Source organism: Pseudomonas sp. Ag1 (assembly GCF_000278565.1).
GTDB lineage: Bacteria > Pseudomonadota > Gammaproteobacteria > Pseudomonadales > Pseudomonadaceae > Aquipseudomonas.
In genome coordinates, this window is record NZ_AKVH01000106.1 from 17,790 (window position 1) to 37,447 (window position 19,658).

The following is a 19,658-nucleotide window of genomic DNA, read 5'->3' on the forward strand; positions in this document are numbered from 1 at the left end:
TCATGGCAGTTCGTTTGATTAAACCGGCGGTATTCGCAGTGCTCGCCGGTTTTTCTGTGTTGTGGCTCAGCCCTGTGAGCCTGGCGGCCAGTTTTGACTGTGACCGGGCGAAGGCGGCTGACGAGAAAACCATCTGTGCCACGCGCTCCCTGAATGATCAGGACGTGACCATGGCGCTGCTTTATGACCTGAACCGGCACTCCATGGCCATGGGCGGGCGCGGTTCGTTGATGGATGATCAGGCTGTGTGGCTCAAGCAACGGCATACGTGCGGCGCCCAAGTCAGTTGCCTGAGCAAAGCCTATACGGAGCGTATTGCGATGTTGCGTAGCTTTATTGATGAGCGGGTGATGACGAAGGGGCCGTTCTGAATAACGGGCATAAACGTACAACGCCGGCTAAAGTCAGTTTTCTCAACAGAGTCTGAAAGCACATCAACACACCGCAGCAGGTTTGCCATGGACGAAAAACCAAACGCGTTACACATAGCGGAAATTCCCTACGAGACCGGTGAGGTTCGATTCAGGTATTCGCGTTACCTGTCCGAGGACGGCACGCAATGGATTCGACATGGGCTTTTTCGCGCCTACCACCCAAACGGCAACCTGGCTTCCGAGGGGAATTACGTGGATGGCGCCGAACACGGCGACTGGCGGGACTACCACGACAATGGACAGGTGGCGGCGCAGGGCGTTTATGAGCGTGGCCAGGAAGTTGGGCTGTGGTCGTTCTGGGATGCAGATGGATCTCTGGAGGAGTCCTCATGACCACTGAGCTTGCAGCGTCGCTGCACGAAGAGATCCAGTCGTTATGCAGTGCAGGTGATCAATTGGCCGATGACGGCCGTTATGAAGAGGCCATCGAGCAATACAACAAGGCCTGGATCTTGATCCCCGAGCCGAAAAATGATTGGGAAGCCTCCACCTGGGTATTGGCTGCCATCGCTGATGCATGCTTTGTATCCGGATTCAACGGCTCAGCCCGGGATGCCTTGGACTATGCGATGACCTGTCCGGGCGGTCTCGGAAATCCGTTTTTACATCTGCGCCTAGGGCAGGTTTTGCTGGATCAAGGCCACGATGATCAGGCCGCCGATGAATTGATGCGGGCATACATGGGCGCAGGGGCCGAGATCTTTGACAACGAGGATGGGCGCTATCTGCGCTTTCTTGGCACGCGGGCAAATCTCTAGACGCGAGGGCGGGTGTTGATGTCCACGTTGGCAATGATCCGGCAGCAATGTTTGCTTTTGAATGGCGCGCGCGCCGTTGAGCCTGGGTTTCTTGATGAGGTGCAGAGCCACCTTGGCCTGGAGCTTGCGGATGATTTTCGTGAGGCTGCCGAGTTCTTCGATGGCTCTGGAATCTACGTTTTGCCCTTGCACGCAATAGGGTGGGCGCCTGCGCCGAATGTCCTGGACGAAACCAGACGTCTTCGAGAGCGTGCCGGGCTTGCGCGGCAGTTTTTGGTATTAGCCCAGCCGCCGGCCAGTTTGATCGTGATGGATTGCTCGGGCGGAGGCGGTCGGGTGATTTGGTGTGATGACGTGGATGTGTGCCGCCTGGGTAGGGAGGCCTTGTTGACTGCGCCGGATTCATGGCCGACGTATACCGCGTTTCTTGAATACCTGATCAGTGAAGAGCAGCAAGATCGTGTGAATCTGCCCGACGATAAAGCTTGATGCTACGAGCCTGGCTGAAGTCCGGCGAGAGGGTGACGCGGAGCGTCACGGTATGCATTCCCACGCAGAGCGTGGGAACGATCAAATGCTCAAAATTTGTTATGGGCTGTCCCAACCATAGTGAAAAATTGTTGGCTCACGACATTCTCCCTAATATCAGAATGTTCGATCCTACAGATCTTGTAATAGTTTTGCATTGTAGGAAATTCTTGTTTCGCCTGTACGATTCAAGTCCTTTTTCCACAACAGGAACTACATGAACACCCTCTCGGAGCCTCCCAGTCGTCTTTCCCCAAGACATTCACTGCCGCCGTTCCCGCTGATCGCCTGCCTCCGGGCCAAGCATCCCGTCTTCCGATTGCCTACCCTTACCCGGTCCCTCGACCGTGCGTTGCCGTGCCCGGCATTCTGAAAAACTTGAAGAGATACTGAAAAATGGAATGGTTAGCGGATCCAACGGCCTGGCTCGGCCTGTTGACTTTGATTGTGCTGGAGCTGGTGCTGGGCATCGACAACCTGGTGTTTATCGCGATCCTGGCGGACAAGCTGCCGCCGGAGCAGCGTGACCGTGCGCGTCTGATCGGTTTGTCCCTGGCGTTGCTGATGCGTCTGGGCTTGCTGGCAAGTATTTCCTGGTTGGTGACCCTGACCCAACCGCTGTTCGAGGTGTTCGACAAGAGTTTCTCGGGCCGTGACTTGATCATGCTGTTTGGTGGTGTGTTCCTGTTGTTCAAGGCCACCATGGAATTGCATGAGCGCCTTGAGGGGCATGTGGCTCAGCGCACTGGCAACGTGGCCTATGCGATGTTCTGGCCGATCGTTGCGCAGATTGTGGTGCTGGATGCGGTGTTCTCCCTCGATGCGGTGATTACCGCCGTGGGCATGGTGGATGAGCTGGCGGTGATGATGATCGCGGTGATCATTTCCATCGGCCTGATGATCATTGCCAGCAAGCCGCTGACCCGTTTCGTCAACGCCCACCCGACGGTGATCATGCTGTGCCTGGGCTTCCTGATGATGATCGGTTTTGCCCTGACGGCCGAAGGCCTGGGCTTCCACATTCCCAAAGGCTATCTTTACGCGGCCATCGGCTTCTCGATCCTGATCGAGCTGTTCAACCAGATCGCCCGGTCGCGCCGCAAGAAGTCGGCCCAGGGCACGCTGCCGAGGCGTGAGCGTACGGCCCACGCGGTGATGCGTTTGCTCGGCGGGCGTAATCTGGCAGTGGAGGAGGTGGGTGAAGAGGTCGCCGACCTGCTGGACAACCCCGATGCCAACGGCGGGCCGCTGTTCGACCGGCGCGAGCGGGTGATGATCAGTGGCGTGCTGCAACTGGCTGAACGCCCGATCCGTACGCTGATGACGCCTCGGGCGAAGGTGGACTCTATAGATCTGTCGGACGATCCCGACACTATCCGCCTGAAACTGATGCATTCGTCTTACTCGCGCCTGCCCTTGATCCGCAACGGTAATGTCGACGAGCCATTGGGCTTTGTGCACAAGAAGGAGTTGCTCAAGGAATACCTGGCCGGTAACGAGCCGAACCTGGAGCACCTGGCGCGCCGGGCGGTCAACTTGCTGGAGAGTTTTTCGATTCTCAATGCCTTGGAGCAGATGCGTCAGGAGTCGACTCACATTGCCTTCGTGATCAACGAATTTGGCGACTTTATCGGGGTGTTGAGCATGACCGACATCCTCGAGTCCATCGCCGGTGAGTTGCCGGATGCGAGTGAGGTCGAAGGCCCGGATATCGTCGAGGAGGAGGGTGGTTTTCGCGTCAATGGCGCCTTGAACCTCAACCTGATCCGCCAGCGCACCGGCTTCAAGGCTGTGGCGACGGAGGATTACCAGACCCTGGCCGGGCTGGTGATGAGCCTGCTGGATCGACTGCCGGTGGTCGGTGACAGCCTGGAACATGAAGGCTGGCGCCTGACCGTGGCGGCGGTGGAGGAGCGGCGGGTCACGCAGGTGTTGCTGGCCCCTCTTTAACGGGTGAATTTCATTCGACGCTGGGCTGGCCTTTGGATAGCATCGCCGCTCACTGAACCGTTAAGGAAGGGTTACCCGAATGACTTTGGACGTGCTTAAGATTTCTGCATTCTGTGACGGCAACCAGGGCGGTAACCCTGCAGGTGTTTGGATCGGTGACAGCCTGCCGGAAGCTGTAGAAATGCAGCGTATCGCCCACGAAGTCGGGTTTTCGGAAACCGTATTTGCCTGCCCGCAGGATGACGGCTGGCGCGTGCGGTACTTCGCGCCGGAGTCCGAAGTTGCGTTTTGCGGGCATGCCACAATCGCCCTCGGTGCGGCCTTGAGCCTGGCGCTGGGCGATGGCGAATTCCACCTGGCGTTGAACAATGGCGATATCTCGGTCAGCGGTCGCAGCGAAGGCGACCTGATCGAGGCCGCGCTGCAATCCCCGCCAACCCGCAGCGCACCGGCCAACGATGCCCTGGTGGACGCGGGCCTGACCTTGTTCGGTTACACCCGCAATGACCTGGACCCGAGCATTCCGCCAGCGATCATCCATGCCGGCATTTCCCACCTGGTGCTGGCGCTCGCCAGCCGCGCCAAACTCAGCCAGATGCACTATGAACTGGAAGCCGGTCGCCGCTACATGACCGACGCCGGGCTGGGTACCGTGGTGCTGGTGTTTGCCGAAAGCCCGACACTGTTCCACACCCGCAACCCGTTTGCGGTGGGCGGCGTGTACGAAGACCCGGCCACGGGTGCCGCGACCGCTGCCTTTGCCGGCTACCTGCGGGACCTGGGCTGGCCACACAACGGGCGCATCGACATCATTCAAGGCGAGGACATGGGCAGCCGTTCGCGCTTGCAGGCGCAGATCACCGATGAGAAGGGTGCCTCGATTCGGGTTTCGGGGACGGCGCGGTTGATGTTGGAGGACTGATTCTGGTCCTGGCGAACGTCTCCCTCAGCGTTTTTTCGTCGAACCCCTCCAGCTTATTGATCATCTTGCCATTCTGGAAAACCAGCAGGGTAGGCGTGCCGGTAACCTCGGGATGCCTCGGGGTTCGGGCAGTGTCGAGCACCAGGCTCTTCACGGAGCTGGCGTATTTCCCGGCAATCCGTTCAAACAGTGGCCCGGCTTCCCCGCAGGCCGGGCAGTGCTGCGAAACAAACAGCATGAACACCGTTCTATGCGTCTTGAGCAACTGCTGATACTGCTCGGCATCGGCAATCACCGCCGTTGCAATTCCCATGATGATCTCCTTGAGCGAAAGGCCTGTCCCACGCTAATCCCGGCGATCAAAACCGTCTACTGTCAAAACTAACAGGTACCCACCTCCAACTGGCCCATTGTGGCGAGGGAGCTTGCTCCCGCTGGGCTGCGCAGCAGCCCAAAGCCTTCAGCGCTCCGCCCGCTCCCGAGCCTTCTTCGCCAGCCCCACGCACTGCTTATAGTCACCCTGATCCTTGGCATCCTTGGCCCGACGATACCCATGATGATTCTGCGTGGTGTAGTTCGTACTGAACGCCGCCTTCAGCCTGACCAGCTCGGCCTTGCATTCGCGCCGGTCATCCTTGGCGAACACCTGGGTGGCAAATGCCAGCGACAACAACATAAGGACAAGACTGATCTTCATCTGAACGCGTTCCTTGGGGGGCTCGATCATCTGCCAAGACTAGCCCAGCCACGGAATTCTTCCATCCGGCCACTGCACCGCTTTCGTGCACGGTAACGACCCGCCCGCGCACCCAAATGTGGCCTGTCACCCCGGTGTGTAGCCAACGGTAGCAATCTGATTGCAGCAGCCGGCCCAGTGCCTTATCGCTGATAAAAATCTATCCCGTTGATTTAAAAAGAAATTAATCCCGCAATATTTTTATGTTACTGCGTGTGGCACACTTTCTGCTGTCTATTCCGTTGTTACATACTAAGTTCCGGTATAGCGGAATACACAATCCCTGGAGTGCTTGTCATGCATCACCGACCTTCCGTGTTCAAAGCGTGTGTTTTTCTCTTCGCCGCATCGGCTTCCCTCGCCAGCGTAGTGCAGGCGGCGGACAGCAAGCTCGATACAGTGCTCAAGCGTGGGCACCTGATCGTGGGTACAGGCAGTACCAATGCGCCGTGGCACTTCCAGGGAGCGGATGGCAAGTTGCAGGGTTTTGACATCGACATCGGCCACATCGTGGCCAAGGGTCTGTTCAATGACCCGAGCAAAGTCGAATACGTGGTGCAGTCTTCCGATGCCCGCATTCCCAACCTGTTGACCGACAAGGTCGACATGAGCTGCCAGTTCATCACCGTCACGGCAAGCCGTGCGCAGCAAGTGGCCTTCACCCTGCCGTACTACCGCGAAGGTGTGGGCCTGCTGCTGCCGGCCAACAGCAAGTACAAGGAAATCGAAGACCTGCAGGCCGCCGGCGACAGCGTCACCGTGGCCGTGCTGCAAAACGTCTACGCCGAAGAGCTGGTGCACCAGGCATTGCCCAAAGCCAAGGTCGACCAGTACGACAGCGTCGACCTGATGTACCAGGCCGTGAACTCCGGGCGTGCCGACACCGCCGCCACCGACCAGTCCTCGGTCAAGTACCTGATGGTGCAAAACCCGGGCCGCTACCGCAGCCCGAGCTACGCCTGGAGCCCGCAAACCTATGCGTGCGCTGTCAAGCGTGGCGACCAGGACTGGCTGAACTTCGTCAACACCGCCCTGCATGAAGCCATGACCGGTGTGGAATTCCCGATGTACAAGGCCTCGTTCAAGCAATGGTTCGGTGTGGACCTGCCAGAGCCTGCGATCGGTTTCCCGGTTGAGTTCAAGTAATTCGTAAACCCTGGGGCGTCGCTGACGGCGCCCCAATCAGGTACTGCCGACCATGAACTATCAGTTGAACTTTGCCGCTGTGTGGCGCGATTTCCCCAGCTTGCTGGCGGGGCTCGGCCTCGGCCTTGAACTGGCACTGCTGTCCATCGCCATCGGTTGCGTGATCGGCCTGTTGATGGCGTTTGCGATGCTGTCCAAACACCGTGCGCTGCGCATCGTGGCCTCGGTGTATGTGACGGTGATCCGCAACACCCCGATCCTGGTGCTGATCCTGTTGATCTACTTCGCCTTGCCCAGCCTGGGTATCCGGCTGGACAAGATCCCTTCGTTCATCATCACCCTGTCGTTGTACGCCGGTGCCTACCTCACCGAAGTCTTCCGCGCAGGCCTGCTGAACATTCCCAAGGGGTTGCGTGAAGCGGGCCTGGCCATTGGCCTGGGCGAATGGCGTATCCGCGCGTACATCACCGTGCCGGTGATGCTGCGCAATGTGCTGCCGGCGCTGTCGAACAATTTCATTTCGCTGTTCAAGGACACCTCCCTGGCCGCCGCGATCGCGGTGCCGGAGCTGACCTATTACGCCCGCAAGATCAACGTCGAAAGCTACCGGGTGATTGAAACCTGGATGGTCACGACCGCGCTCTACGTGGCTGCCTGTTACCTCATTGCCATGCTGCTCCGTTACCTGGAACAGCGTTTGGCAATTCGCCGCTAAGGAGCGCCCATGTACGAATCCCCCAGCTGGCTGCATGAGTTGTGGATCGCCCGGGAAACCCTCTGGGCGGGGTTCCAGACCAGCGTCTACTGCTCGGCCCTGGCCATTATCTTCGGCACCCTGATCGGCATCGTCGCCGGCTTGGTACTGACCTACGGCAAATTCTGGATGCGCGCACCGTTTCGCCTGTACGTCGACCTGATCCGCGGTACGCCGGTATTTGTGCTGGTATTGGCGTGCTTCTACATGCTGCCGGCGCTTGGCTGGCAGATCACTGCGTTCCAGGCCGGTGCCGTGGGCCTGACGCTGTTCTGCGGCTCTCACGTTTCGGAAATCGTGCGCGGTGCATTGCAGGCCATTCCCAAGGGGCAACTGGAAGCGGGCAAGGCCATCGGCCTGACCTTCTATCAATCCCTGGGCTACGTGCTGTTACCCCAGGCGCTGCGGCAGATCCTGCCGACCTGGGTCAACTCGTCCACCGAAATCGTCAAGGCTTCCACCTTGCTGTCGGTGATCGGTGTGGCCGAGCTGCTCCTCAGCACCCAACAGGTCATCGCCCGGACGTTCATGACCCTGGAGTTCTACCTGTTTGCAGGCTTTATGTTTTTTGTCATCAACTACGCCATCGAATTGTTGGGGCGTTACATTGAAAAGCGGGTGGCGTTGCCATGAACCAACTCTCAAAAGAAAGCCAGCCACTGCTGAACATTCGCGGCCTGCGTAAACAGTACGGCCCGGTGGAAGTGCTCAAGGGCGTCGACCTGAGCATGCAGCGCGGCAACGTCGTGACATTGATCGGCTCCAGCGGTTCGGGCAAGACCACGCTGCTGCGTTGCGTCAACCTGCTGGAAGAATTCCAGGGCGGCCAGATCACCCTCGACGGCGAATCCATCGGCTACAGCGAGGTCGGCGGCAAGCGCGTGCGCCACCCGGAGCGGGTGATCTCCCAGCACCGCGCAATGACCGGCATGGCCTTCCAGCAGTTCAACCTGTTCCCGCACCTGACCGCCTTGCAGAACGTCACCCTGGGCCTGCTCAAGGTCAAGAAGATGGGCAAGGACGAAGCGGTTGCACTGGCGGAAAAATGGCTGGATCGTGTCGGCCTGCTGGAGCGCCGCAATCACTTCCCGGGCCAACTGTCGGGCGGCCAGCAACAGCGCGTGGCGATTGCCCGGGCGATTGCGATGAACCCGAGCCTGATGCTGTTCGACGAAGTCACCTCGGCCCTGGACCCGGAATTGGTGGGCGAAGTGCTCAGCGTAATCAAGGGTTTGGCGGAAGAGGGCATGACCATGTTGCTGGTCACCCACGAAATGCGCTTTGCCTATGAAGTCTCGGACAAGATCGTCTTCATGAACCAGGGCCGCATTGAAGAACAAGGGCCGCCGAAAGACATTTTCGAACGCCCGCAATCGCCGCGACTGGCGGAATTTCTCAAGAACATTCGTTTTTAAATCATCACTTCAGGAGATCCATTATGAGCATTACTCGTTACGGCACCGGCGCCACTGCAGGCGGCGGCCAGCCTCGTCCTTTCGCCCGCGCGGTGGAAGCGGATGGCTGGTTGTACGTGTCGGGCCAGGTGCCGGCGGTGGACGGTGAAATCATCACGGGCGGGATCGTCGAGCAGACCCACCAGACCATGCGCAACGTGGTGGCGATTCTCGAAGAAGCCGGCTACGCCCTGGAAGACGTGGTGCGCGTCGGTGTATGGCTGGAAGACCCACGGGACTTCTGGAGCTTCAACAAAGTCTTCGGCGAATACTTCAACCCGGAACATGCTCCGGCGCGGGCGTGTGTGCAGGCGAACATGATGGTCGATTGCAAGGTTGAGATCGATTGCGTGGCCTACAAGAAAAAAGGCTAAATGCCCGTCTCTTGAGACCACAGGAGACCCAATGTGGGAGCGGGCTTGCTCGCGAAAGCGGTGTGTCAGTGAATACATCTACAACTGATCCACCGCTTTCGCGAGCAAGCCCGCTCCCACAGGGGATCTGTGTTGATAGCTACATCTTCAAACGGGACCGACGACTGCCATGACCGAAGACACCATCAAACGCCGCGCCAAAGGCCTCGACCGGGCGTTCGATATCCTCGATTTCCTCAAGGAAATCGGCCAGCCCCTGCGCCCGAATGACATCGCCAGCGGCATCGGCAGCCCCAAATCCACGGTCTACGAATTGGTGGCCTCGCTGCTGGAACGGCGCATCCTCGAAACCGTCGGCAAGGACGGTCACGTCTACCTCGGCCGTCAGCTGTACTTCCTCGGCCAGGCCCACCTGCGCCATTTCGACCTGACCCGCGAAGCCGACCACGCCCTGCAGGAAATCGTCAGCCAAACCCACGAAACCGCCCAGATGTGCCTGCTCAATGGCCGCAAATACACCGTGGCCCTGATGCGCGAAGGCGAGCGGCATTTCCGCATTTCCTCAGACATCGGCGAGAACGCGCCGATCCCCTGGACCGCCTCCGGCCGCCTGCTGCTGGGCCACCTGAGCGACCAGCAAATCATCGACCTGATCGACTACGACGACTTCATCCTCCCGGACGGTCAGCGCCTGCCTCTGGAAACCTTCCTCGGGCAAATCCGTCAGGCCACCCTCGACGGATTCTTCTCCTTCGACAGTGTCGCCGACACCTTTACCCACTGCTTTGCCGCCCCGGTTCGGGACGCCCAAGGCATCAGCATTGCGACCCTGTGCATCGTCGCCCCACGGGCCGATGCGATCAAAAACTACAACGACTACCGCCGGGTGCTGATCGACAGTGCGAACAACCTGGCCCGTCGCATCAACGAATAGGAAACCCTTATGTCTGCCTTCAATGCCGTTGAAAAAGGCGCCGCCGCCATCGGTGCACATCTGGTCCGTGACGTCAGCCTGCCAGCCCTGGTGTTGCACCGTGACGCCCTGGAACACAACATCCGCTGGATGCAGGATTTCGTCAGCAACAGCGGTGCGCAATTGGCGCCTCACGGCAAGACCAGCATGATGCCCGCGCTGTTCCAGCGGCAGATCGAGCAGGGCGCCTGGGGCATCACCCTGGCCAACGCCGTGCAGACCCGCGCTGCGTACGCCGGTGGGGTTCGCCGGGTGTTGATGGCCAACCAACTGGTGGGCGCGCCGAACATGGCGCTGATCGCCGACCTGCTGGCCGACCCCGAATTCGACTTCCACTGCATGGTCGACCACCCGGACAACGTCGCCGACCTGGGCCTGTTCTTCGCCGCCCGTGGCCTGCGCTTGAACGTGATGATCGAATACGGGGTGGTCGGCGGGCGTTGCGGTTGCCGCACCGAACAACAGGTGCTCGACCTGGCCAAGGCGATCAAGGCCCAGCCTGCGCTGGCCCTCACCGGCATCGAAGGCTACGAAGGGGTGATCCATGGCGAGCACGCCATCAGTGGCATCCGCGAATTCGCCGCCTCCCTGGTACGCCTGGCCGTCGACCTGCAAAACAGCGGCGCCTTCGACCTGGCCAAGCCCATCATTACCGCCTCGGGTTCGGCCTGGTACGACCTGATTGCCGAATCCTTCGAAGCCCAGAACGCCGCTGGCCGCTTCCTCAGCGTATTGCGCCCGGGCAGCTACGTGGCTCACGACCACGGCATCTACAAAGACGCGCAGTGCTGCGTACTGGATCGTCGCAGCGACCTCAACGAAGGCCTGCGCCCGGCGCTGGAAGTCTGGGCCCATGTGCAGTCGCTGCCGGAGCCGGGCTTCGCGGTGATCGCCCTGGGCAAGCGCGACGTCGCCTACGACGCCGGCCTGCCGGTGCCGCTCAAGCGCTACAAGGCTGGCGTGCTGCCAGCCGAGGGTGATGACGTGACCGCGTGCAAGGTCACCGCCGTGATGGACCAGCATGCGTTCATGGTCGTCGCACCGGGAGTTGAGTTGCGCATTGGCGACATCATCTCCTTCGGCACATCCCACCCGTGCCTGACCTTCGACAAGTGGCAAGTGGGTAATCTGGTGGATGAGCAGTTGCAGGTGATCGAAAGCCTGCATACCTGCTTCTAGACCGAGTCGCGCCTTTCGCGAGCAAGCCCGCTCCCACATTCGACCGAGTTCCTTCAGTTGAAATGCATTCAAATGTGGGAGCGGGCTTGCTCGCGAAGAGGCCCTCCAGTACATCGAGAGACCCCAGGCATGAACACAAAACCCCGCATCGCCCTCATCGGCGAATGCATGATCGAACTGCAACACCGCGCCGACGGCAGCCTGCAACAAAGCTTCGGCGGCGACACCCTGAACGCCGCCGTCTACCTGCGCCGCGAACTGGGTGAACCGAGCACCGTCGACTACGTCACCGCCCTGGGCGATGACAGCTTCAGCGATGCCATGTGCAAGCACTGGGCCGAAGAAGGCCTGGGCCTGGGCATGGTCCAGCGCCTGCCCGGGCGCCTGCCGGGTTTGTACTGCATCCAGACCGATGCCAACGGCGAGCGCAAATTCCTCTACTGGCGCAATGAAGCGGCCGTGCGCGACTGCTTCACCACTCCGGCGGCCGAGCCGATCCTGGCAGCGTTGCCGACGTACGACGTGGTGTATTTCAGCGGCATCACCCTGGCGGTGCTGGGCGAAGTGGGCCGTGCGCGCCTGCTGGAAACCCTGGTCGAAACCCGCAAGCGCGGCGGCAAGGTGGTGTTCGACAACAACTACCGGCCACGCCTGTGGGCCAGCGTGGACGCCGCACGCGCGGCGTATCACGCGGTGTTGGCCGAGGTGGATATCGCCTTGCTGACCGAGGATGACGAGCGGGCGTTGTTCGGCTATGAAGACAGCGAGCAGGTGTTTGCGGCGTACCCGACGATTGCCGAGGTGGTGCTCAAGCGGGGGGCGGATGCGTGTTTGATTCGCTGGGAGGATGAGCGGTTCGAGGTGTCGGCGCTGGTGGTGGAGAAGGTGGTCGACACTACGGCGGCGGGGGATTCGTTCAGTGCGGCGTACCTGGCCAGTCGGCTCAAGGGCGGCTCGCCGCAGGAAGCAGCCTTGGCCGGGCATCGGCTGGCGAGCCGGGTGATTCAGGTGCCGGGTGCACTTATTCCCCGAGACTAACGCTGATCGTTCCCACGCTCCGCGTGGGAATGCAGCCAGGGACGCTCTGCGTCCCAAGAGCGGACGCAGAGCGTCAGGTGAGGCATTCCCACGCGGAGCGTGGGAACGATCAGCCATCAATCGCGATAAAACACTTGCACCAGGTGATACCCGAACTTGCTCTTGATCGGCCCATGAACCAGCTTCACGGGCTTCTTGAAGATCACCGCATCAATCACCCCCACCATCTGCCCCGGCCGCACTTCACCCAAATCACCGCCGCGCTTGGCGGAAGGGCAGGTGGAGTACTTCTTGGCCAACACATCAAACGCTTCGCCCTTGGCAATACGCTGCTTGAGCTGTTCGGCTTCCTCACTGGTTTTCACCAGAATGTGACGGGCTTGGGCTTTCATTGATCGGTCCTGATGTGAAACGGCGCGCGATTATGCCTGAAGTCAGGCCTCTGAGCTGATCATGCTGCGGATTTTGTTGGCCAGCAGGTCAATCGAAAACGGCTTGGCCACCATGTCCATGCCTTCCTCCAGGAACCCCTGGCGCTCGGCGGCTTTCTCGGCGTAACCGGTCATGAACAGCACCTTCAGGTCCGGCCGGTGTTGCCGGGCGATTTCCGCCAGTTGCCTGCCGTTCATCCCCGGCAAGCCCACATCAGTCACCAGCAAATCCACGCGCAAGTCGGACTCCAGCAACGGCAGCGCCGCCCGTGCATCCGCCGCCTGGTGTGCGGTGTAGCCCAGTTCATCCAGCACATTCACCACCAGCATCCGCACTGCCGGGTCGTCCTCGACCACCACCACGGCTTCGCCTTCCAGCGCCACCGGGGCTTCGCCCTGGGTAGCGGGTGTGGTCCGCTCCAGTGCCGTGCCATGCAGGCGCGGCAGGTACAGGCGCACGCAGGTGCCCTGGCCCGGTTCGCTTTGGATGGTCACGTGGCCGCCGGATTGCTGTGCAAACCCATAGATCATCGACAGCCCAAGCCCAGTACCCTGGCCGATGGGCTTGGTGGTGAAGAACGGGTCGAAGGCCTTGGCGAGGATTTTCGCGGTCATGCCTGCGCCGTTGTCGCTCACGCCGAGCATCACATAGTCGCCGGCCTTGACCGGTTCCAGGGTGGTGATGTCGGTGCCGTCGAGGTAGCTGTTGGCGGTCTCGATGCACAATTGCCCACCGTCGGGCATCGCATCGCGGGCGTTGATCACCAGGTTGAGCAGAGCGTTTTCCAGCTGGCTGGCGTCGGTGTTCACCGGCCACACGTCGGTGCCCAGTTGCACCTTGAGTTCGATGTGCGCGCCCTTGGTGCGGCGGAACAGGTCTTCCAGGGACGCCACCAATTGATTCGGGTCGACCGGCTTGCGGTCCAGGGATTGGCGGCGGGAGAAGGCCAGCAGGCGATGGGTCAGCGCAGCGGCGCGATGAGCCGAGGATACGGCGGCGTCGGTGAAACGGCCGATCTCGTCGCTGCGCCCGGCGGCGATATAGCGTTGCATCAGGTCCAGGCTGCCGATGATCCCGGTGAGCATGTTGTTGAAGTCATGGGCGATGCCGCCGGTGAGCTGGCCGACCGCTTCCATCTTCTGGGCATGGCGCAGGGCGTCTTCGGCACGCTCGCGCTCGAACATCTCGTTTTGCAGGCGCTGGTTGGCTTCGGCCAGGGCCTGGGTGCGCTGGCTGACGCGCTCTTCGAGGTTTTCGTTGAGGTGGCGCAGGGCTTCTTCGGTCAGTTTGCGCTCGGTCTCGTCGATCACAAAAATATAGAAACCGTTGACTGAACCGTCAGCGCTGAAACGCGGCAGGTACTTCATCAGCGCGTGGCGTGGCCGCCCGTCATGGTGCGGGGTGACGGTAACGAAACTGCAGGCCTTGCCCTTGAGCGCCGCCTCGATCTTGTCGACGCGCCCGGCATAGATTTCGTCGCCCACGACTTCGCGGATGCTCTTGCCGTACAACTCCTGCGGGGTCATGCCGTACCATTCCAGATAGGCACTGTTGTTCAGGCGAAAACGCTGCTCGTGGTCGACATAACCGATCAGCACCGGCATGGCGTTGATGATCAGTTGCAGCTCGGTCTGGCTTTGGCGCAGGGCCTGTTCGGTGTGCTTGCGTTCGGTCAGGTCGAGGGCGGCGCCGAGAAAACGCGCCGGTCGGCCATGGTGGTCCTTGTAGCAGCGGCCCCGGGCAAACACCCAGCGCACTTCGCCGTCGGCGCGCTGCAGGCGGTATTCCTCGGCGTACTCGGTGCCGTGGGTGATGCAGTGCTTGATGCTGCGGGCCACCATGCCACGGTCTTCGGGGTGCACGCCTTGCAGGTAGTCGCTGATGGGCAGCAGGTCGGCGTCGCACGGGTCAACACCGTGCAATTGGGCGAAATGGGCGTCGGCGATAAAGCGGTCTTCGCCGATATCCCAGTCCCAGGTGCCCACGGCATCGGTGGCGGCCAGGGCCAGCTGCAGGCGTTGCTCGGTGTTGCGCTGGGCCTTGAGGCTGTTCTCGGTGCGCTGCTGCAGTTCCAGGGCGATGCGCCGGCGCTCGTTGGTTTCGATGGCGGTAATCAGGATCCCGGCGACCTCGCCACGCTCGTCGCGGATCGGGCTGTAGGTCAGGTCGAGCCAGATCTCGGTGTCGCGGTCGTTGCGCTGCAGGACGAAACGCTGCTCGGTGAAGGTGCGCACCTGGCCCATGAGGACGGCGCTGTAGATCGGGTCGGTAAACGGCTTGAGCTCAGGCCAGATCAGGTCAGCCGGTTGGCCGAAGGCGGCCGGGTGCTTGTTGCCGGCCAGCATCGCGAAGCCATCGTTGTAGATCTGGGTGAGTTCGGCACCCCACAGCAACAGCATCGGCATCGGTGAATGGATCACGATGTCGACGGCTGTACGGAGACTTTGCGGCCAATCAATGGCGTCACCGAGGGGGCTTCGTGCCCAGTCCAGCCGCGCAATCAGTGCTGCGGCCTCGCTGCCGGTGGGTGATACGTTCATGTAAATGCCCTGCGCGTAACGCTTGAAGAATGACAAAAGCCGATTATCCCGCGACCCGGGGCCGGCTTTCCACCCTCGAAAAATAGCATGCTTGAGGGGTTTGTCTTCAAATGAGTGCTTAAAGGCTAAAACGTTTCATCTTTCTGCCAGCTCCGGTCGATCACGAAATTGCTCCAGCGCCTCGGGGTTGGCCAGTGCGTCGGTGTTCTTGACCGCCTCCCCATGCACCACGTTGCGCACCGCCAGTTCGACGATCTTGCCGCTGATGGTGCGCGGGATATCCGTCACCGCGAGAATTTTCGCCGGCACGTGGCGCGGCGTGGTGTTGGCGCGGATCACCTGGCGGATCTGCTGCTCCAGGCCGTCGTCCAGTTCGATGCCATCGTTGAGGCGCACAAACAGCACCACCCGCACGTCATCCTGCCAGCGTTGGCCGATGGCCAGGCTTTCCAGGACCTGAGGCACTTTTTCCACTTGGCGATAGATCTCTGCGGTGCCGATGCGCACGCCGCCGGGGTTGAGCACGGCGTCCGAGCGGCCATGGATCAGCAAGCTGCCATTGGGTCGCTGTTCGGCGTAGTCGCCCTGGGCCCACACGCCGGGGAACTGGCTGAAATACGAGGCCCGCAGTTTTTCCTGGTGCGGGTCATTCCACAGACCGATAGGCATTGCGGGGAAGTGCCGGGTGCACACCAGTTCGCCTTTTTCGCCCACCAGCGGGTGGCCCTGGTCGTCCCACACTTCGATAGCCATTGCCAGGCTCTTGCACTGCATCTCGCCACGGCGCACCGGCAGCACGGGGTTGCCGATCACGAAGCAGGACACGATATCGGTGCCACCCGACATCGACGACAGGCACAGCTCGGGCTTGATCTCGCGGTACACGTAGTCGTAGCTCTGGGGTGACAGCGGCGAGCCGGTAGAAATCAGGCCCTTGAGGCTGCCCAGGTCATGGCTCAGCCGCGGTTGCAGCCCGGCTTTCTCCAGGGTGGCGAGGAACTTGGGGCTGGTGCCGAACACGCTGATTTTTTCCTGGTCGATCAGGTCCATCAGGCGTTCCGGCCCGGGGTGAAACGGCGAGCCGTCATACAGCACCGCCGTGGCGCCGATGGCCAGTACCGACACCAGCCAGTTCCACATCATCCAGCCGCAGGTGGTGTAGTAGAACAGGCAGTCGTCCCGCGACAGGTCGGCGTGCAGGCCGTGTTCCTTGAGGTGGGTGAGCAGCACGCCGCCGGTGCCGTGGATGATGCACTTGGGCACGCCGGTGGTGCCGCTGGAATAGAGGATGTACAGCGGCTGATCGAAGGGCACGGCGACGAAATCGGGCTCGCCGCCGGGGCTGTAGAAGTCGTCCCAGAGTGCGACGTGGGCCCGGGTCTGATAATCCTCGGGCCGGGCTTGCGGGCGGGCATACGGCACGATGATCAATTGTTGCAGGGACGGCAGCCGTTCGAGGATTTCATTGAGCTTGCTGCTTTGGTCGATGACCTTGCCGGCGTAGCGGTAACCGGCGCAGGTGATCAGCACCTTGGGTTCTATCTGGCCGAAGCGGTCGATCACGCCCTGGGTGCCGAAGTCCGGCGAGGAGCACGACCAGATGGCGCCGAGGCTGGTGGTGGCGAGCATGCCCACCAGGGTTTGCCAGGTGTTGGGCATGCACGCGGCCACCCGGTCCCCCACGCCCACGCCGGCCGCCCGCAGGCTGCGTTGCAGGCCGGCGACATGGCGGGCCAGTTCGGCGTAGGTCAGTTGCTCGCGTTGGCCGTCTTCGCTGATCGCGACCACGGCGGGGTGATCGTCGCGGCGGCGCAGCAGGTGTTCGGCAAAGTTCAGGGTAGCGCCGGGAAACCACTGGGCGCTGGGCATCTCGGCGTCTTCGATCAGTACCGCGCTGGGCGGCGTGCGGAACTGCACGTCGAAGAACTCGACAATCGACTGCCAGAAGTCCGGGCGCTGGTCGATGCTCCACTGGTGCAGGGCCGGGTAGTCGCTGATCTGCAAGGCATGGCGATCATTGATGAAGCGCCGGAACTGGTCCATCCGGGTGTTGTGGATGCGTTCGGGGGAGGGTTGCCAGAGTATTTCGGACATAAGGAAATCTCTTTTTTATTATCTGATCTATCTAACGACACCGATCAAAATGTGGGAGCGGGCTTGCTCGCGAATGCGGTGGGTCAGTTCCAGATGTGTTAACTGATACACCGCATTCGCGAGCAAGCCCGCTCCCACATTTGAGCTGCGGTGTCTTGGGAATCGTCGTTTACTGGGCCAGCCAGCCACCGTCGATATTCCACGCCGCGCCCCGCACCTGGCTGCCGGCTTCGCTGCACAGGAACAGCACCAGCTCCCCCAATTGCGGCGGTGTCACGAACTCCAGCGACGGCTGCTTCTCCGCCAGTAAATCCTGCTGCGCCTGCTGCGGGTCAACCCCGCTGGCAATGCGGTCATCAATCTGCTTCTGCACCAGCGGCGTCAGCACCCAGCCCGGGCAGATGGCATTGCAGGTGACATTACTCTGGGCTGTTTCCAGGCCCACCACCTTGGTCAGCCCGATCACCCCGTGCTTGGCAGCGACGTAAGCCGCCTTGCCCACCGAACCCACCAGCCCATGCACCGAGGCGATATTGACGATCCGCCCCCAACCCTTGGCTTTCATGCCCGGCAGGCTCAAACGCGTGCTGTGGAACACCGACGACAGGTTGATCGCAATGATCGAATCCCAGCGCTCCACCGGGAATTCGTCCACCGGCGCCACATGCTGGATCCCGGCGTTGTTCACCAGAATGTCGATGCCGCCAAACTCGCGCTCGGCGTAGGCGATCATCTCGGCGATCTGCGCCGGGTCGCTGACGTCGGCCGGATGATGCCCGACCTTGCCGCCGAAGGCCTGCACCTGGGCGATCACCGCGCTGGCATCGCCGAAGCCGTTGAGGATCAGGTTGGCGCCGGCCTTGGCCAGGCTCAGGGCGATGCCCAGGCCGATGCCGCTGGTGGAGCCGGTGACCAGGGCGGTCTTGCCGTTCAATGTCGTCATATCAACCTCACACAATGCCGGTGGCGTAGAAAGTACCAATCACCACGAACACCGCGAGGGTCTTGATGATCGTGATGCCGAAAATATCTTTATAGGCTTCGCGGTGGGTCAGCCCGGTGACCGCCAGCAGCGTGATCACGGCGCCGTTGTGGGGCAGGGTGTCCATGCCGCCGCTGGCCATGGCCGCGACCCGGTGCAGTACTTCAAGGGGGATATTGGCCGCATGGGCCGCTGAAATAAAGCTCTCCGACATGGCCGCCAGCGCGATGCTCATGCCGCCCGAGGCGGAACCGGTGATGCCGGCCAGCAGGGTCACGGTAATCGCTTCGTTGACCAGTGGGTTGGGAATGCCCTTGAGCCAGTCCGCCAGCACCAGGAAGCCCGGCAGCGAGGCGATCACCGCACCAAAACCGTATTCCGAAGCGGTGTTCATCGCCGCCAGCAGCGCGCCGCTGACGGCACTCTTGCTGCCCTCGGCGAGCTTGCTGCGAATCGCCGAGAAGCCGAACACCAGCACCACGATAATCCCCACCAGCAACGCCGCCTGCACCGCCCAGATTGCCGTGAGCTTGGCGACTTCGGTCTGCACCGGCGCGCTCATGCCCGGCAGGCTGAGGGTGTGGGTCTTGCCGTACCACAGCGGAATCCAGTGGGTGAACAGCAGGTTCATGATGCCCACCAGCAGCAGCGGCGACAGGGCGATCCATGGGTTGGGCAGCTTGATGTCTTCGGCGGTTTCCGGCTCGTTGCGCAGCTCGGTCCCATAGCCTTCACCGGCGCGCTGGGCCTTGTTGCGCTGGCGGGCCAGGTACAGCATGCCGGCGCAGAACACGAAGATCGTGCCGATCAGCCCCAGCCACGGCGCGGCCCAGGCGGTGGTGTTGAAGAAGGTGCTGGGGATGATGTTCTGGATCTGCGGCGTGCCGGGCAGGGCGTCCATGGTGAACGAGAACGCGCCTAGGGCGATGGTCGCCGGCAGCAGGCGCTTGGGGATATTGCTCTGGCGGAACATCTCGGCGGCAAACGGGTACACCGCGAACACCACCACGAACAGCGACACGCCGCCGTAGGTCAGCAGGGCGCACACCAGCACGATCACCAGCATCGCCTGGCGGGTGCCGAGCACCTGGATCGCAGCGGCGACGATGGAGCGCGAGAAGCCGGAGATTTCAATCAGCTTGCCGAACACCGCGCCGAGCAGGAATACCGGGAAATACAGCTTGAGGAAGCCGACCATTTTCTCCATGAACACCCCGGTGAACGCGGGAGCGACGGCGGAAGGGTCGGTGAGCAGCACGGCGCCGAGGGCGGCGATGGGGGCGAACAGGATGACGCTGTAGCCACGGTAGGCGGCCAGCATCAGCAGCGCCAGGGCGGCGAGGGCAATGATCACACTCATGGTG

21 protein-coding genes are annotated in these 19,658 nt (G+C 61.4%); 14 read left to right on the forward strand and 7 right to left on the reverse strand.

The annotated features are described in order from the left end of the window. The first annotated feature begins 2 nt into the window (after positions 1-2). The 6 genes from A462_RS10425 (at position 3) to A462_RS10400 (ending at position 4,592) form a co-directional block, all read left to right on the forward strand. Complete coding sequence (locus A462_RS10425; protein ID WP_008436946.1) at positions 3-371, forward strand: lysozyme inhibitor LprI family protein; 369 nt, start codon at positions 3-5, stop codon at positions 369-371. A gap of 192 nt (positions 372-563) precedes the next feature. Continuing rightward, on the forward strand, positions 564-767 hold the full coding sequence (locus tag A462_RS10420) for a toxin-antitoxin system YwqK family antitoxin (protein ID WP_371132908.1): 204 nt from the start codon (positions 564-566) through the stop codon (positions 765-767). Then, the gene (locus A462_RS10415) at positions 764-1,192 is read left to right on the forward strand and encodes a hypothetical protein (protein WP_008436948.1); all 429 of its coding nucleotides are present in this window, start codon (positions 764-766) and stop codon (positions 1,190-1,192) included. The genes A462_RS10420 and A462_RS10415 overlap by 4 nt, the downstream gene beginning before the upstream one ends. A gap of 18 nt (positions 1,193-1,210) precedes the next feature. Next, positions 1,211-1,681 carry a hypothetical protein gene (locus A462_RS10410; RefSeq protein ID WP_008436949.1) on the forward strand — a complete coding sequence of 157 codons (471 nt, stop codon included), beginning with the start codon at positions 1,211-1,213 and terminating at the stop codon, positions 1,679-1,681. Positions 1,682-2,116: 435 nt separating this feature from the next. Further along, positions 2,117-3,670, forward strand: coding sequence for a TerC family protein (locus A462_RS10405; RefSeq protein ID WP_008436957.1), 1,554 nt, complete (start codon positions 2,117-2,119; stop codon positions 3,668-3,670). A 79-nt stretch (positions 3,671-3,749) separates the two neighbouring features. Further along, positions 3,750-4,592, forward strand: coding sequence for a PhzF family phenazine biosynthesis protein (locus tag A462_RS10400; protein WP_008436960.1), 843 nt, complete (start codon positions 3,750-3,752; stop codon positions 4,590-4,592). Here A462_RS10400 and A462_RS33570 read toward each other — a convergent pair. Both A462_RS33570 and A462_RS10395 read right to left on the reverse strand, forming a co-directional pair. Continuing rightward, positions 4,528-4,905 (reverse strand): thioredoxin family protein, encoded by a 378-nt coding sequence (locus tag A462_RS33570; RefSeq protein ID WP_083853230.1) that lies wholly within the window; start codon positions 4,903-4,905, stop codon positions 4,528-4,530. The two genes, A462_RS10400 and A462_RS33570, sit on opposite strands and share 65 nt — an antisense overlap. Before the next feature lie 147 nt (positions 4,906-5,052). Then, positions 5,053-5,289, reverse strand: coding sequence for a hypothetical protein (locus A462_RS10395; protein WP_003207990.1), 237 nt, complete (start codon positions 5,287-5,289; stop codon positions 5,053-5,055). Between the two features lie 336 nt (positions 5,290-5,625). Here A462_RS10395 and A462_RS10390 point away from each other — a divergent pair, with 336 nt between their 5' ends. The 8 genes from A462_RS10390 to A462_RS10355 all read left to right on the forward strand — a co-directional run bounded on the left by A462_RS10390 (position 5,626) and on the right by A462_RS10355 (position 12,246). Next, positions 5,626-6,474: a transporter substrate-binding domain-containing protein gene (locus A462_RS10390; protein ID WP_003207992.1), complete on the forward strand. Its 849-nt coding sequence runs from the start codon at positions 5,626-5,628 to the stop codon at positions 6,472-6,474. 52 nt (positions 6,475-6,526) lie between these two features. Then, the gene (locus tag A462_RS10385) at positions 6,527-7,189 is read left to right on the forward strand and encodes an amino acid ABC transporter permease (protein ID WP_003207993.1); all 663 of its coding nucleotides are present in this window, start codon (positions 6,527-6,529) and stop codon (positions 7,187-7,189) included. A gap of 9 nt (positions 7,190-7,198) precedes the next feature. Continuing rightward, positions 7,199-7,861 (forward strand): amino acid ABC transporter permease, encoded by a 663-nt coding sequence (locus A462_RS10380; protein WP_003207996.1) that lies wholly within the window; start codon positions 7,199-7,201, stop codon positions 7,859-7,861. After that, complete coding sequence (locus A462_RS10375) at positions 7,858-8,643, forward strand: amino acid ABC transporter ATP-binding protein (protein WP_003207998.1); 786 nt, start codon at positions 7,858-7,860, stop codon at positions 8,641-8,643. Before A462_RS10380 ends, A462_RS10375 begins: the two co-directional genes overlap by 4 nt. A 23-nt stretch (positions 8,644-8,666) precedes the next feature. Beyond that, entirely contained in the window at positions 8,667-9,056 is a 390-nt protein-coding gene (locus A462_RS10370; protein ID WP_003208000.1) for a RidA family protein, read from the forward strand. Between the two features lie 169 nt (positions 9,057-9,225). Further along, entirely contained in the window at positions 9,226-9,990 is a 765-nt protein-coding gene (locus A462_RS10365) for an IclR family transcriptional regulator (RefSeq protein WP_003208002.1), read from the forward strand. 9 nt (positions 9,991-9,999) lie between these two features. Next, positions 10,000-11,208 (forward strand): amino acid deaminase, encoded by a 1,209-nt coding sequence (locus tag A462_RS10360; protein ID WP_003208003.1) that lies wholly within the window; start codon positions 10,000-10,002, stop codon positions 11,206-11,208. A 129-nt stretch (positions 11,209-11,337) separates the two neighbouring features. Next, positions 11,338-12,246 (forward strand): sugar kinase, encoded by a 909-nt coding sequence (locus A462_RS10355; protein WP_008436973.1) that lies wholly within the window; start codon positions 11,338-11,340, stop codon positions 12,244-12,246. 116 nt (positions 12,247-12,362) lie between these two features. Here the strand turns inward: A462_RS10355 and A462_RS10350 are convergent, their stop codons facing one another. The 5 genes from A462_RS10350 to A462_RS10330 form a co-directional block, all read right to left on the reverse strand. Then, positions 12,363-12,638 (reverse strand): peptidylprolyl isomerase, encoded by a 276-nt coding sequence (locus tag A462_RS10350; RefSeq protein WP_008436975.1) that lies wholly within the window; start codon positions 12,636-12,638, stop codon positions 12,363-12,365. A 42-nt stretch (positions 12,639-12,680) separates the two neighbouring features. Further along, a complete protein-coding gene (locus tag A462_RS10345; RefSeq protein WP_023658930.1) occupies positions 12,681-15,218 on the reverse strand; it encodes a PAS domain-containing hybrid sensor histidine kinase/response regulator in 2,538 nt (845 codons plus the stop codon). A gap of 135 nt (positions 15,219-15,353) precedes the next feature. Beyond that, the gene (locus A462_RS10340; protein WP_008436984.1) at positions 15,354-17,312 is read right to left on the reverse strand and encodes an acetoacetate--CoA ligase; all 1,959 of its coding nucleotides are present in this window, start codon (positions 17,310-17,312) and stop codon (positions 15,354-15,356) included. A 169-nt stretch (positions 17,313-17,481) separates the two neighbouring features. Then, complete coding sequence (locus tag A462_RS10335) at positions 17,482-18,255, reverse strand: 3-hydroxybutyrate dehydrogenase (protein ID WP_008436986.1); 774 nt, start codon at positions 18,253-18,255, stop codon at positions 17,482-17,484. 7 nt (positions 18,256-18,262) lie between these two features. After that, positions 18,263-19,654, reverse strand: coding sequence for a GntP family permease (locus tag A462_RS10330; RefSeq protein WP_008436988.1), 1,392 nt, complete (start codon positions 19,652-19,654; stop codon positions 18,263-18,265). Between the last annotated feature and the right edge of the window lie 4 nt (positions 19,655-19,658).

Bases quoted from the DNA above. Each gene is read 5' to 3' on its own strand.
- A462_RS10360 (WP_003208003.1), top strand. From the start codon at position 10,000: ATGTCTGCCTTCAATGCCGTTGAAAAAGGCGCCGCCGCCATCGGTGCA.
- A462_RS10410 (WP_008436949.1), top strand. From the start codon at position 1,211: ATGTCCACGTTGGCAATGATCCGGCAGCAATGTTTGCTTTTGAATGGC.
- A462_RS10425 (WP_008436946.1), top strand. From the start codon at position 3: ATGGCAGTTCGTTTGATTAAACCGGCGGTATTCGCAGTGCTCGCCGGT.
- A462_RS10340 (WP_008436984.1), bottom strand. From the start codon at position 17,312: ATGTCCGAAATACTCTGGCAACCCTCCCCCGAACGCATCCACAACACC.
- A462_RS10355 (WP_008436973.1), top strand. From the start codon at position 11,338: ATGAACACAAAACCCCGCATCGCCCTCATCGGCGAATGCATGATCGAA.
- A462_RS10345 (WP_023658930.1), bottom strand. From the start codon at position 15,218: ATGAACGTATCACCCACCGGCAGCGAGGCCGCAGCACTGATTGCGCGG.
- A462_RS10370 (WP_003208000.1), top strand. From the start codon at position 8,667: ATGAGCATTACTCGTTACGGCACCGGCGCCACTGCAGGCGGCGGCCAG.
- A462_RS10400 (WP_008436960.1), top strand. From the start codon at position 3,750: ATGACTTTGGACGTGCTTAAGATTTCTGCATTCTGTGACGGCAACCAG.
- A462_RS10390 (WP_003207992.1), top strand. From the start codon at position 5,626: ATGCATCACCGACCTTCCGTGTTCAAAGCGTGTGTTTTTCTCTTCGCC.
- A462_RS10380 (WP_003207996.1), top strand. From the start codon at position 7,199: ATGTACGAATCCCCCAGCTGGCTGCATGAGTTGTGGATCGCCCGGGAA.
- A462_RS10385 (WP_003207993.1), top strand. From the start codon at position 6,527: ATGAACTATCAGTTGAACTTTGCCGCTGTGTGGCGCGATTTCCCCAGC.
- A462_RS10335 (WP_008436986.1), bottom strand. From the start codon at position 18,255: ATGACGACATTGAACGGCAAGACCGCCCTGGTCACCGGCTCCACCAGC.
- A462_RS10365 (WP_003208002.1), top strand. From the start codon at position 9,226: ATGACCGAAGACACCATCAAACGCCGCGCCAAAGGCCTCGACCGGGCG.
- A462_RS10405 (WP_008436957.1), top strand. From the start codon at position 2,117: ATGGAATGGTTAGCGGATCCAACGGCCTGGCTCGGCCTGTTGACTTTG.
- A462_RS10395 (WP_003207990.1), bottom strand. From the start codon at position 5,289: ATGAAGATCAGTCTTGTCCTTATGTTGTTGTCGCTGGCATTTGCCACC.
- A462_RS10415 (WP_008436948.1), top strand. From the start codon at position 764: ATGACCACTGAGCTTGCAGCGTCGCTGCACGAAGAGATCCAGTCGTTA.
- A462_RS33570 (WP_083853230.1), bottom strand. From the start codon at position 4,905: ATGGGAATTGCAACGGCGGTGATTGCCGATGCCGAGCAGTATCAGCAG.
- A462_RS10350 (WP_008436975.1), bottom strand. From the start codon at position 12,638: ATGAAAGCCCAAGCCCGTCACATTCTGGTGAAAACCAGTGAGGAAGCC.
- A462_RS10330 (WP_008436988.1), bottom strand. From the start codon at position 19,654: ATGAGTGTGATCATTGCCCTCGCCGCCCTGGCGCTGCTGATGCTGGCC.
- A462_RS10375 (WP_003207998.1), top strand. From the start codon at position 7,858: ATGAACCAACTCTCAAAAGAAAGCCAGCCACTGCTGAACATTCGCGGC.